The 12,115-nt window shown below is 54.2% G+C and carries 10 protein-coding genes and 3 rRNA genes (1 of these 13 cut by a window edge); 5 read left to right on the top strand and 8 right to left on the bottom strand.

The features are described from left to right. From BED41_RS02875 to rrf (BED41_RS02885), 3 genes are all read left to right on the top strand, one after another. Window positions 1-1,163 (top strand): 23S ribosomal RNA (locus BED41_RS02875); it begins 1,811 nt to the left of the window's first position. Window positions 1,164-1,204: 41 nt separating this feature from the next. Beyond that, a 5S ribosomal RNA gene (gene rrf / locus BED41_RS02880) occupies window positions 1,205-1,320 on the top strand. Between the two features lie 56 nt (window positions 1,321-1,376). Continuing rightward, window positions 1,377-1,493, top strand: a 5S ribosomal RNA gene (gene rrf / locus BED41_RS02885). A gap of 265 nt (window positions 1,494-1,758) precedes the next feature. On the opposite strand, the gene BED41_RS02890 is transcribed toward rrf (BED41_RS02885), so the two are convergent. Continuing rightward, entirely contained in the window at window positions 1,759-2,880 is a 1,122-nt protein-coding gene (locus BED41_RS02890; protein ID WP_066742882.1) for an NAD(P)H-dependent flavin oxidoreductase, read from the bottom strand. A gap of 221 nt (window positions 2,881-3,101) precedes the next feature. Between BED41_RS02890 and BED41_RS02895 the strand changes: the two genes are divergently transcribed. After that, the gene (locus tag BED41_RS02895; RefSeq protein ID WP_084002214.1) at window positions 3,102-4,427 is read left to right on the top strand and encodes a Y-family DNA polymerase; all 1,326 of its coding nucleotides are present in this window, start codon (window positions 3,102-3,104) and stop codon (window positions 4,425-4,427) included. 165 nt (window positions 4,428-4,592) lie between these two features. Here the strand turns inward: BED41_RS02895 and BED41_RS02900 are convergent, their stop codons facing one another. The 3 genes from BED41_RS02900 to nudC all read right to left on the bottom strand — a co-directional run bounded on the left by BED41_RS02900 (window position 4,593) and on the right by nudC (window position 6,557). Continuing rightward, the gene (locus BED41_RS02900) at window positions 4,593-5,081 is read right to left on the bottom strand and encodes a rubrerythrin family protein (protein ID WP_066742891.1); all 489 of its coding nucleotides are present in this window, start codon (window positions 5,079-5,081) and stop codon (window positions 4,593-4,595) included. A gap of 129 nt (window positions 5,082-5,210) precedes the next feature. Continuing rightward, window positions 5,211-5,738 carry a cob(I)yrinic acid a,c-diamide adenosyltransferase gene (gene cobO, locus BED41_RS02905; RefSeq protein ID WP_066742894.1) on the bottom strand — a complete coding sequence of 176 codons (528 nt, stop codon included), beginning with the start codon at window positions 5,736-5,738 and terminating at the stop codon, window positions 5,211-5,213. A gap of 51 nt (window positions 5,739-5,789) precedes the next feature. Then, complete coding sequence (gene nudC, locus BED41_RS02910; protein WP_084002215.1) at window positions 5,790-6,557, bottom strand: NAD(+) diphosphatase; 768 nt, start codon at window positions 6,555-6,557, stop codon at window positions 5,790-5,792. A 234-nt stretch (window positions 6,558-6,791) separates the two neighbouring features. Between nudC and ppnP the strand changes: the two genes are divergently transcribed. Next, entirely contained in the window at window positions 6,792-7,112 is a 321-nt protein-coding gene (gene ppnP, locus BED41_RS02915; protein WP_206153399.1) for a pyrimidine/purine nucleoside phosphorylase, read from the top strand. Window positions 7,113-7,253: 141 nt separating this feature from the next. Here the strand turns inward: ppnP and BED41_RS02920 are convergent, their stop codons facing one another. From BED41_RS02920 to yfcC, 4 genes are all read right to left on the bottom strand, one after another. Then, entirely contained in the window at window positions 7,254-7,895 is a 642-nt protein-coding gene (locus BED41_RS02920) for a M48 family metallopeptidase (protein WP_066742897.1), read from the bottom strand. Window positions 7,896-8,011: 116 nt separating this feature from the next. Continuing rightward, a complete protein-coding gene (locus BED41_RS02925) occupies window positions 8,012-8,611 on the bottom strand; it encodes a nitroreductase family protein (protein WP_084002216.1) in 600 nt (199 codons plus the stop codon). Window positions 8,612-8,825: 214 nt separating this feature from the next. Then, the gene (locus BED41_RS02930; RefSeq protein WP_066742900.1) at window positions 8,826-10,298 is read right to left on the bottom strand and encodes a carbon starvation CstA family protein; all 1,473 of its coding nucleotides are present in this window, start codon (window positions 10,296-10,298) and stop codon (window positions 8,826-8,828) included. 244 nt (window positions 10,299-10,542) lie between these two features. Beyond that, window positions 10,543-12,048 (bottom strand): putative basic amino acid antiporter YfcC, encoded by a 1,506-nt coding sequence (gene yfcC / locus BED41_RS02935; protein WP_066742903.1) that lies wholly within the window; start codon window positions 12,046-12,048, stop codon window positions 10,543-10,545. Window positions 12,049-12,115: the final 67 nt, after the last annotated feature.

Here is a 12,115-nt window from a genome sequence, read left to right on the forward strand (position 1 = left end):
TCTTTGGTTCGCAGAAACCAGGCTCAGGCGACTGTTTAACTAAAACACAGGACTCTGCTGAAGGCGCAAGCCGAAGTATAGGGTCTGACACCTGCCCGGTGCTGGAAGGTTAAAGGGAGAGGTCAGCCGCAAGGCGAAGCTTTGAACTGAAGCCCCAGTAAACGGCGGCCGTAACTATAACGGTCCTAAGGTAGCGAAATTCCTTGTCGGGTAAGTTCCGACCTGCACGAAAGGTGTAACGATCTGAGCGCTGTCTCGACAGTGGGCCCGGTGAAATTGTGGTACTGGTAAAGACGCCAGTTACCCGCAGTAGGACGGAAAGACCCCGTGGAGCTTTACTGTAACTTGATATTGGATTTCGGTATAGTATGTATAGGATAGGTGGGAGGCTATGAAATAAGGTCGCCAGACTTTATGGAGCCGTCGTTGGAATACCACCCTTATTGTGCTGGGATTCTAACCGCAGGCACTGAATCGTGATGCGGGACATTGTCAGGCGGGCAGTTTGACTGGGGCGGTCGCCTCCCAAAGAGTAACGGAGGCGCGCGAAGGTCACCTCAAGATGAATGGAAAACATCTACAGAGCGTAAGGGTATAAGGTGGCTTAACTGTGAGATTGACAGATCGATCAGAAACGAAAGTTGGTCCTAGTGATCCGGTGGTCCTGAGTGGAAAGGCCATCGCTCATCGGATAAAAGCTACCCCGGGGATAACAGGCTGATGCCGCCCGAGAGTTCCTATCGACGGCGGCGTTTGGCACCTCGATGTCGGCTCATCGCATCCTGGGGCTGAAGCAGGTCCCAAGGGTTGGTCTGTTCGCCCATTAAAGCGGTACGTGAGCTGGGTTCAGAACGTCGTGAGACAGTTCGGTCCCTATCCACTGTGGGCGCAAGGTATTTGAGAGGAACTGTCCCTAGTACGAGAGGACCGGGATGGACGTACCGCTAGTGAACCAGTTATTCCGCCAGGAGTAAAAGCTGGGTAGCCATGTACGGATCGGATAACCGCTGAAGGCATCTAAGCGGGAAGCCGGCCTCAAGATGAGATACCTCATTCGTCAAAGAAGTAAGGTGTCCGGCAGACGACCGGTTTGATAGGTTGGAGGTGTAAGAGGGTAACGCCCTTTGAGCTGACCAATACTAATACACCGAGGCCTTAACCTCATAAATCCTTTATCCGCCTAAAGAGGGCTGATATAAAAGTTTCTAGTGGTAATAGAGGAGTGGATCCACCCGGTCCCATGCCGAACCCGGCAGTTAAGCACTCCATCGCCGATGGTACTACGGAGGGTATCCGTGGGAGAGTAGGTCGCCGCTAGAATTAATTTGAAGAACGGCCCTGAGGAAATCCTTGGGGTCGTTTTTTGTGTTATTTATTCTGTGCGTAACAAGGGAGTGGGTCCACCCGGTCCCATGCCGAACCCGGCAGTTAAGCACTACATCGCGGGTGGTACTACGGAGGGTATCCGTGGGATGGCCAGGGAGCCAAAAGGCCGGTTCTGCCTTTTGTGCGAGGTCGGCTAGTTTGTTTGTTAGAGTAGGTCGTTGCCGGAATTAATTTAAGCGAGAGAGGGAAGTCAAGTGAGACTTCCCTCTCTTGTTTTGTTTTGTGAGAAGCCGTTATGTGATGTGCCATGAGTTCTGATCGTTCCTGTATAGTTAAGAGAAAAGCAGCTCAAGGAGAAATTTTCTCTTTGGGCTGCTTATTTGTTGTTGAGCGGAGATTAAAAAGTCCGGCGCTAAGGCCGGACTTTTGTCTTTAATGTGCCGTTTCGAGCTCCGGCAATTTGAAATCTTTGAGGAGCTCTTTGATCAGCTCTTTTACCTTAACGATCGATTTGACCTGTGAAACGTTGCTGCCGCAGAAGAAGAGGCCGTTTTCCCAGTCTCCCTTATAGGCGCACACGAGGGCGTCCGCGATGCAGAAGGACTCATGCTGGAGGCGGCAGATACAGTGTGAGAGGCAGGCTGCGCGGCAGCTTACCTTTTCAAGGGCGCCGGCGAAGTAGCGTTCGATGAGCGGGCTCATTATCGCGCGTCCCGGAAGGCCGCAGGGGCTTTTAATGAGGACGACGTCTTTTTCTTCCGCCTCTATATAGGCCTGTTTGAAACGGTCGGAGGCGTCTCCCTCCTCGGTGGCGGCGAAGCGCGTGCCCATCTGTACGCCGCGTGCGCCCATCTCGAATGCTTCGCGCATGTCCTTCCCGTCCCAGATGCCGCCGGCGGAGATCACCGGGATGTTGTGGCCTAGTTCTTTCAGATATTTTACCAGAGCGGGGACGACCTCTTTCAGAGAGAGGTTGCCGTCAAGCGCCTGTTCCTCGTCACGCGCGCCGAGATGTCCGCCCGCGGTGTTGGGGGTCTCGACGACGAAGGCGTCAGGAAGTCTGTTGTAATGCTTGAGCCAGCGGTTGAGGATGAGGTTTGCGGCTTTGACGCTGCTCACGATTGGTACGAGTGCCGTATCAGGGTGTCCCTCCGCCAGCTGCGGCAGTTTGAGCGGCAGTCCGGCGCCGGAGATGATGATGTCCGCCCCCGCCTCGCAGGAGGTACGCACAAGCTGTTCGTAGTCGCTGAGGGCGCACATGCAGTTTACCGCGATGACGCCGCCGTTTGAAGCCTCTTTAGCCTCTTTTATGTAACGTGCCAGTACTTTATGGTTGTTTTCATCGATTACTTTTGCGCCGGCGCTTAGATTGAAATCGGGGGATGAGGCCGATATCCCCACCGAGGCGATGGTTCCTACGCCGCCGGCGGCGGCCACAGCGCCAGCCAGCCTGGGGCCGGAGACCATGATACCCATTCCTCCCTGTATGATGGGATATTTGGGCTGGTGTTTACCTATTGTTAATAAAGGTAATTCTATTTTTTTGTCGGTCATTTTAAGTTCCTTCCAAGCATTTATTTAAAAACTTCTATCCATTCTTATAATAATGGAATGCTGTATATACTATTCCATAAACCCTGCTTTGGCAAGCCCTTTTTACAATATTGTGTGAAAATAAATGGAATGATTTTGGTATTATAATTTACATATAGTTGACATTTAGCTCATCGCACAATATAGTATATTATAAGTTTTATAAAGGGAGCTGATGTTACGTGTGTGTACTTGCTTCGCGCTCTGTCGGGCTCTGTGACTGTAATAATTTTTTTGTCTCTTGCGAGCGGCGGGAAGATCCGGCGCTCGTATCGCGCCCTGTTGTCGTCCTTAGCGGCAATGACGGATGCGTTGTGGCTCGTTCCAATGAGGTAAAGGCTATGGGGGTGCCGATGGGCGAGCCGTATTTCAAGGTCAGAGGATTGCTGGAACGCGCCGGTGTCGTGGTGCTGAGCGGCCGCCTTTCCCTTTATAATAAAATTTCCTCCGAGGTGATGTCGCGTATCGCAAGATTCAGCGATGTGACGGAAGTCTACTCGATAGACGAGGCGTTTATAAATCTTGCGATATCTTCCGTTAAGGATCCCGTCGCCTATTGCCGGGAGCTGCGGGCGGATGTATGGAGGCATTGTTCCATACCGGTCTCGGTTGGTATCTCTTCTACCAAGACGCTGGCAAAGCTGGCCTCTCACTGCGCCAAGCATAAGGATGAAGGGGTTTTCTGGCTTAAACGGGAGCTCTATTCCGACCCCGGATGGATGGCACAGTTTGAGGTCGGCGATATCTGGGGTGTCGGCAGGCGTATGGCTAAGCGTCTTAATCTTTATCACCGTATTTTGAATGCCGCCGACTTTGCCGCGGCGGACGACCTGCTTCTTAAAAGGGCTTTTTCTGTGAATGCCCTCTATACGGCCTGGGAGCTGCGCGGCTATCCGGTGCATCCCCTTTCGGGAGGACGGCGCGCACCAAAGTCTATCCAAGTCTCCCGTTCCTTTGGCGAGGCGGTCTTTTCTTATGACGAGCTGCTGGAAGCGGTCTCTTATTTCACTCTTTGCGCCGCGCGGCAGCTGCGCGAGGCGAGGCAGCGCGCGTCGCGTATGGGGATATATATAACGACGAGCCGCTTCCGCGAGGAAAATTTTTATGCGCGCGATGACGAACGTTCTTTCCCCTCTCCGCGTTCGCTGGACTGCGATTTTTTGTCGGCGGCGCGTGAAATGCTCGCGGGTATATATCAGGAGGGCTGTGCCTATAAGAAGGCGGGAGTGATTCTCTATGACTTCACCGACGTAAGCTGCGGAGTCCAGAGGCAGTTGTTTGACGAGGATGGACGCTCGGAGGCGCGGGAGGGGAGGTTCATGCAGGCAGCTTCCGTGACAGACTCGTTGAACCGCGAGTTCGGACGCCTTGTAATCGGCTCAGCCGATAATTTCGGCGCTCCTAAGAGGCCGTCCAAATGGTATCCGCAGCGAGGGCACGGCGCCGCCGGTGATTATCGGGAGCGTCCAGCGCTGCCGATAGGCCCGGCACGTAAGGTCAGTTTTTGACTGTGGATGAGGCGCCCATATCGCCGCGGTCAAAAACTGTCAGCGCTGCGGGCGGGATTTGGGCCGCATACAGACAGCGGGGCAGGAATCGAAATTCCCGCCCCGCTTAGTTGTTTTTATTTATCCGGCGTCAGTTTGTATCTGTATTTTGCCGGTATCTGTTTTCTAGAACTTCTTGAAAATCGAGGGTTTCGCGCCGCAGATGGGGCAGGGGCTGCTGGTCTCGCCCTTGTGGATGAATCCGCAGATGGGGCAGAGGTAGTAGTCGGCGTCGGTGTTGCTCATATCCGAGAGCGCCTCTTTGTAAAGCTTCGCGTGCACCTTCTCGGCCTCGTTGGCATAGTGGAAGATACGGGCGGCCTCTGTGTTGCCTTCAGCCTTTGCCTGTTCGATCATCGGGGGGTACATCTCTGAGAATTCGTAGGTCTCTCCGTCGATACCGGCCTGGAGGTTATCAGCGGTGGTGCCGACTCCGCCCTTGGCTCTGAACTCAGCGAAGGCGTGAATGGTCTCCGCCGCCGCGGTGGCGCGGAAAAGCTTGGCTACGCCGGCGAATCCGTCTTTCTCCGCCTGTTCGGCGAACATAAGGTACTTACGGTTGGCCTGTGATTCTCCAGCAAATGCGGTTGCGAAATTTTCCTGTGTCGTTGACATGATTTGATTTCCTCCTTGAAATTTTTATGTCTTTTCTTTTTAGTGTTATCTCTAAAACAAGCTTGGTTATTTAAAACAGTTTTAGTTTAAATCTTTTCTCTAATTTTGTCAAGTTTAAAATCAGAGTTTTTAATATTCAACGCCCTTGCGCGCGGTGATTCCCTGGCGGTAGGGATGTTTGATCTCTTTCATTTCGCTGACGAGGTCGGCCATGTCAAGCAGTGATTTCGGCGCGTTTCTCCCCGTGAGCACAATTTCGGTCTTTTCTGGTTTGCCGCGAAGCAGCTCCGCCACGTCGTCGGCGTCAACAAGTCCGAAGTCTATCGCCACGTTGATCTCATCCAGTATCACGAGGTCATATTCGCCTGAGTCGATGAATTTTTCCGCCTCTTTGAGTCCGCGCGCCGCCTCTTTGAAGTCTTCGTCCGTTTCGTCTCCGCGGAAGATACATTTTTCGCGTCCGGTGTGGACCAGCGTCACCCCAGGCAGGTGTTTGACGGCGGTGAGCTCGCCATACCGCGCCCAGCCCTTCATAAACTGCACGATCGCGACGTGCGCTCCGTGACCGCAGGCCCGTACAGCCAGACCAAGGGCGGCGGTCGTCTTGCCCTTGCCGTCTCCGGTGTATATCTCGATGAGTCCCTTTGAACCAAACATCTTATCACACACCTTCCTCTCTTATTCTCCCAATGATGGGAGGCCCAGCCATCAGTATTTTGTATGTCTCTTGATAAAATCTTCTATGAGTTTTGCGGAGATGCTGACGCCGCGGTAGTATTCCGGTATTTCGTGGGGGGCGAACCAGCGGACGTCGGTGACTTCAGTGGTATCGGGACAGATGTCGCCCGATTCCCATTCGGCGATAAAGCCGAGCATCAGCGAACGCGGGAAGGGCCAGGGCTGGCTGGTGAAGTATTTTATGTTTTTGACGCGGATTCTGGATTCCTCGTAGACTTCGCGCGCGACACATTCTTCAAGGCTCTCTCCCGGTTCGACGAAGCCCGCGAGCACGCTGTAGCGCCCTGCGGGAAAGTTGACGCCGTGGCCGAGTAATATCTTCCCCTCTTTTTCAACGCAGACGATGATCGCCGGCGAGATAACGGGGTAAAAGAGTTCGCCGCACGCGAGGCATTTCATCGCCCCCTCTCCGGGGTCGAAGACATTCTGTGCGCCGCATTTGCCGCAGTATTTGTGGAGCCGCTGCCAGTCCATGTAGTGAAAGGCTTTGCCGATACGGAAGAATTGCTCCTCGCCGACCGCCGTCCAGCAGCCGCGCCGTTCGCAGGCGTCAAACCCGTCGGGCAGCTTTGCAGTCACTTCAAGCTCGGCCCAGCGGTCTCCATCTTTATCCTCTTTGTCGACGCAGCCTGCGTTGACAAAGTGTTGCCTGAGTCCGTCGATCTCCGCCGCTTCCGGTATGGCGCCGTCTTCTTTGAGGATTATTTTGCCGTTTTGAAATATATAGTAAAAGGACATTCCGAAGCCTTCCCTCGCTTGGTGTAATATTAACTATTATAACTGCTTATTTTACTGGACTTATGCCAAAAAGAACACTATCATTTATGATAAGCCGTTGATTGAATATGTCTTTAAGGGGCGGAGCATTCGTTCGTTCTCACCGTCTGCCGGTTTGTTTGATCGGAGGCGTAAAGGTTGGGAACCGCCTGGCGTATTTTGTCCACAGGCAAAAACTTTCAGGAGGGTTTTATAATGATCGAAAAGTTGGAAAATGTAACAGCGATAGCTAAGGCGAATGTATATTTTGACGGAAAAGTAGTCAGCCACACTGTTTATATGGAAAACGGCGACCGCAAAACGCTCGGCCTCTTCCTCCCAGGCGAGTATGAATTCGGAACGGGCGACGCGGAGATCATGGATCTTACCGACGGCGTCTGCCAGGTGCTGCTTCCCGGTTCCTCCGAGTGGCAGGAGCTCAAGGCTGGTGAGACCTTCAATATACCGGCGAACAGCAAGTTCGGTTTCCGCTGCTACGTGCCCGTGCAGTATGTCTGCTCCTACGTAAAGGCCTGATTCTCGATTATATGACGCTGGCATAGAGTTTTTGCCCCGCGGGCGGAGAGTTATCTTTCGCACGATGCGGCTGTTTTGTATTGACGATGGCCCCTGATAAACTTGAGGTTTTATCAGGGGCCTCTATGTAAGTCGTAAGTCCTAATTTTCCGGGAACTTGGCGTGGGGCTTTAGTTCGAGGATTTTGTTTTTGATGTGGGTGAGCCGGCGGTCGTCCGGCGGGTGTGAATTGAAGCCGCTTGGCTGAGTATTGTTTATCTTCGCGAGCTTACTGATCGCGCTGTACATGCCGACGGGGTCCTCTCCCATTTTGACGGCGAGCTCCACGGAGTAGTCGTCCGCCTCGATCTCCTGTTCGCGGCTCCAGCCCGAATTTACAAGATTGGCGCCGACATTGACGGCGGTGCCGGCAATATTACCGCCCAGCAGCTGTCCGAGGACCGCCGCGGCGATTGAGAGTCCGGCGCTGCGTGAGGCGCTTTTGTGGAGATGGTTGAGTTTGACGTGTCCCGCCTCATGGGCGAATACGGCGTAAAGCTCGGCCTCGGTGTCGAGTATATTCAGCAGGCCGGTGGTCACCGTTACGGATTCTCCGTTTGTCACCCAGGCGTTCGGCGTCTTTTCGTCTTTTATATAAAACGGCAGCGCGGTCAGCGCCGTCGGCTCCGCCACCTTATTCCATATCCTCTTAGCCTCCGCATGCGAAATCAGCGCCTCCGAGGGGAGCGGGGCGGCGATAATCGCCAATGCTATCGCCACGAGGACGGTTTTCACTATCTTCATACATTCTCACCTTCCGTCGATCCTGTTTTTTTATATTATACCCAAGCGCGGCTTTAAAGACAAAAAGGGACGCAGACGGCTGCGCCCCTTAATAATATGTTTGTCCGCCGAATGCTTTATTTTTTGATTGGCTGCCGCCATTTACCTTCGAAGACGAAGCCGTCCAGCGGCAGGCGTTCGCGCTTGTCAAGCTCGCGGTCTCTGAGCTCGCCCTCAAGCAGCTCCGGTTCTCCCACGTAACCTACGGCGACGGCGACCAGCGGTTCGTAGTCTTCGGGCACGCCGTAAGTTTCGCGTACGGCGTCCGTGGAGAATCCCGCCATCGGGTGTCCCTGCAGGCCCTGCGCGGCGGCTTCAAGCAGAAGGTTTTCCAGCGCGAGCCCGCAGTCATGCATGGCCCAGCGGTTAGGCTTACCGTTGTAGTCGAATTTATTTTTTACTACGAGGATGATAAGCATCTGCGCCCTCTTTGCCCATACCTGATTGGATTTTGCGAGGCAGGAGAGCATCTTCTCAAATTCCTGCGGGTCGCTCTTGGAGGCTGTGATGAAGCGCCAAGGCTGTTCGTTGAAGGCGGAGGGGGCCCAGCGCGCCGCTTCGAAGAGGGATAGTATCTTTTCCGGTTCGAGGTTTTTGTCCGAGAAGGCGCGCGGGCTCCAGCGCTCGGCGATGAGTTCGGTTATTTTATGGTCTGCTGCCGCTTTTTTGTCGATCATTTTGTCCACCCCTATAAGTGATATTTATATATAAACTTATTATAACGGTAAGGTTACAGAGTTAAGGCCGGCGGCGAAAGCGTAAAAACCACAGTTTAATTAAAAAAGCAGTGGATTTATTTAAAAGTATGTAAAATTACCTGCTATAAAAACCCCGGCCTTAGCAACGGGCCGGGGCAGTTTTTTTATATCGTTATCGCGGATGCTTTACTGCTTATTCAGCGGCGTTGGTGCGGACGCACTTGAACCAGAAGATTGCGAAGCAGAGCGCGGCAAAGGCGATACCGACTGGATAACCGACCTTGGCGGCCGCGTCGATCGCCGCCGCTCCTGTGAGGGGCTCGCCGGAGACCATTTTTGAGATCATCGGGCCGAAACCTTCGGGGGCGACAAGGATATATGTGCTTGAAACCGCCGACATGAAGGTCGCCGGTATCGCGAGCGGCCAGAAGTTGTGGTGTACCTTGCAGAGGAACACCGCGGCCGCCCAGAGGGCGATCATCGCGAGGGTCTGGTTCGACCATGAGAAGTAGCGCCAGATGACCTGGAAGTTCATGTTTGAAAGCAGCGCGCCGCAGAGAAGAAGCGGGACGGAGAGCAGCAGACGCTTCGTGCGCGGCTTCTGGTCGATGCCGAACCAGTCGGCAAGGGTGAGACGCGCGGAGCGGAAGGCGGTGTCGCCGGATGTTATCGGGCAGACGATGACGCCGATCATCGCGAGCACGCCGCCCACGGGGCCGAGCACCCTGATGCAGATGTCATAGACGAGCGCCGACTGCCCGGCGAGGCTGGTCGTCGCGTCCCAAAGTCCCTGTGTGCCGTTGTAAACGCTGACGCCGGCCGCGGCCCATATCAGCGCGATGACGCCTTCGGCGACCATCGCTCCGTAGAATACCTTGCGTCCCTGATATTCACTCGTTATGCAGCGCGCCATCATCGGCGACTGCGTCGCGTGGAAGCCCGAAATCGCTCCGCAGGCGACGGTGATAAACATCAGCGGCCATATCGGAAGCGCGCGCGGATGGAGGTTGGCAAAGCTGTTCCACATCTCCGGCAGCTCATACCCCTGTACCACGAGGCCGCCGCCGACGCCCACGCACATGACGATCAGCGCCGCGCCAAAGAAGGGATAGAAGCGCCCTATTATCTTGTCTATCGGCAGGAGCGTAGCGAGGAAGTAGTAGACAAGAATTATTGCCAGCCAGAAGGTGACGTTGAGCGATTTTGGCGTAAGGAGCGCCAGAAGTCCGGCGGGGCCCGTCGAGAAGGTGGTTCCGACGAGCACGAGCAGCACCACCGCAAAGATACGCATGACCGTCTTCATCTGCGGGCCGAGGTAGATGCCGACTATTTCGGAGATGCTCGCGCCGTTATGGCGCTCCGAGAGCATACCTGAGAAATAGTCGTGCACGCCGCCGGCGAAAATCGTACCGAAGACAATCCAGAAATAGACGACCGGTCCCCAGAGAGCGCCGGAGAGGGCGCCGAAGATAGGTCCCAATCCCGCGATGTTCAGCAGCTGGATGAGGAAGGACTTCCATATGGGGAGCGGCAGATAGTCGACGCCGTCCGGATGGGCGATGGCGGGCGTCTCTCTGTCGTCAGGAGGCAGAAGCCTTTCCACAACGACCGAATATGTCAAAAACCCTACAACCAACGTTAAAAGCGCAATAAAAAACGTCAGCATAAAAAAACCACCTCTCTAAGAGTTAATAAAAGATACTCTATCTTGTGAAAATATAGCACTGCGGCTGACAACGGTCAAGAAAGAGAGTTATCCATTTTTAGGTATATTTTATTGCCAAATGCAGTATAGTATTATAATTTTAATGTAGATTTATCTATAATACCTTATTTTATTAAGAACAGAAATCATTAAAAAAGAGCCTTTCGCGCAGAAAGGCTCCCGGCAGCAGAGCTGCGTTTTATTTTTAATTAAATCCGACAACGACGGCGGCGATTACGAAGAGAGAACCGCAGAGGAAGAGGATGCCCTGGAACTTTATCTGCCATTTCGCCCAGGTGGCCCAGTCGATGCGGGCGGCGCCGATCGAGGCCATCATGACCGCCGAGGTCGGGACGATGAGGTTTGTAAAGCCGTCGCCGAGCTGGAAGGCGAGCACCGCCACCTGGCGCGTTACGCCGGCGATATCCGCGAGCGGCGCCATCAGAGGCATCGTCAGCGCCGCCTGTCCGGAACCGGAGACGACGAAGAAGTTGAATACCGACTGGAAGAGATACATCAGCCAGGCAGAGATCACCGGCGAGAGCCCGGAGATCATCAGTCCGACGTTGTGGAGCACCGTGTTGAGCACCGTCGGCTCCGTCGGCGAATCTCCGCCGAGTACAAGGATGATGCCCTTTGCCATGCCGACGACGATTGCCGCGCCGAGGAGGTCGGAGGCCCCCGCTCTGAAGGAGACGGCGATATCGTTGACCTTCATACCGTTGAGTTTGAATATAACGCCGATGATGCCTGAGACGAGGCCCATGACGAAAAACTGCGAAGCTATCTCCGGAATATAGTATCCTTTTTCGACGACGCCCCAGATGGTCCAGACCATGCCGAGCGCGATCGTGAGAATCACGAGAATGTCGCCGAGGCCGAACCTCTCGTCCGTCTCGCCCGCAGCTTCGAGCTCTTCGCGGAAATAGTTGTCGGACTCACGGACCGGTGAAAGAGAGGGATTTTTGCGTATCTTCACGGCGTAGCGCCAGGTGTAGAGCGTGCCGAGCAGGGTAAAAAAGAACCACATAAAGATGCGGAAGCCGGAGCCGGAGAGCACCGGTATCTGCGCGATGCCCTGCGCGATCGCGACGCTGAAGGGGTTCATCCACGAAGCGCCGAAGCCGATCTGCGTCGCGCAGTAGGTGATCATCACGGCCACTATCGAGTCGTAACCGAGCGCGATCACAACGGGAACGACGATAAAGACGAAGGGGATTGCCTCCTCTCCCATGCCGAAGACGGCCCCGCCGAGGGAGAAAAGAAAGAAAAGCACGGGTATTATCAGCGTATCCATGCCCTTTGTCTTTTTTATCATGCGCTTCATGCCCGATTCGATCGCGCCGGTTCGGAGGACGATGCCGAAGGCTCCGCCGACGATGAGGATGAAGGCGACGACGCCGACGGCCGATCCCCACTTGTCTCCCGAGACGAGTCCCTCAAAGGCATAGTTGAGGATGCCCGTTTCGCCGTAGGGTTCGAAGAGCTTTACGCCGTTCATTACCGGCTTGCCGTCTTTGCCGAGCTCATACTGGAACGACTCCGGTACGAGCACGCTGCGGCTCTTCTCGGAGCTGCCCATAGTATATGTTATCTCGTGGGTCTCAAACTTTCCGACCGGTACGGTCCATGTCAAAAGCGCGGCGAAGAGAACGACAAAAAAGATGATAATGTAGGTATCCGGTATCCACCGTGTCCTGTTTTGTGCCATGATTAAAATTCCTCCATTGTGATATGTGATATTTTTAAATATCTCATGTAAAGTGATCTTTTATATT

The organism is Cloacibacillus porcorum (assembly GCF_001701045.1).
GTDB lineage: Bacteria > Synergistota > Synergistia > Synergistales > Synergistaceae > Cloacibacillus > Cloacibacillus porcorum.

What these genes read in the sequence shown, in the direction of transcription:
- BED41_RS02890 (WP_066742882.1), bottom strand. Translation starts at nt 2,880, where the DNA reads ATGACCGACAAAAAAATAGAATTACCTTTATTAACAATAGGTAAACAC.
- BED41_RS02900 (WP_066742891.1), bottom strand. Translation starts at nt 5,081, where the DNA reads ATGTCAACGACACAGGAAAATTTCGCAACCGCATTTGCTGGAGAATCA.
- cobO (WP_066742894.1), bottom strand. Translation starts at nt 5,738, where the DNA reads ATGTTTGGTTCAAAGGGACTCATCGAGATATACACCGGAGACGGCAAG.
- nudC (WP_084002215.1), bottom strand. Translation starts at nt 6,557, where the DNA reads ATGTCCTTTTACTATATATTTCAAAACGGCAAAATAATCCTCAAAGAA.
- ppnP (WP_206153399.1), top strand. Translation starts at nt 6,792, where the DNA reads ATGATCGAAAAGTTGGAAAATGTAACAGCGATAGCTAAGGCGAATGTA.
- BED41_RS02920 (WP_066742897.1), bottom strand. Translation starts at nt 7,895, where the DNA reads ATGAAGATAGTGAAAACCGTCCTCGTGGCGATAGCATTGGCGATTATC.
- BED41_RS02925 (WP_084002216.1), bottom strand. Translation starts at nt 8,611, where the DNA reads ATGATCGACAAAAAAGCGGCAGCAGACCATAAAATAACCGAACTCATC.
- BED41_RS02930 (WP_066742900.1), bottom strand. Translation starts at nt 10,298, where the DNA reads ATGCTGACGTTTTTTATTGCGCTTTTAACGTTGGTTGTAGGGTTTTTG.
- yfcC (WP_066742903.1), bottom strand. Translation starts at nt 12,048, where the DNA reads ATGGCACAAAACAGGACACGGTGGATACCGGATACCTACATTATCATC.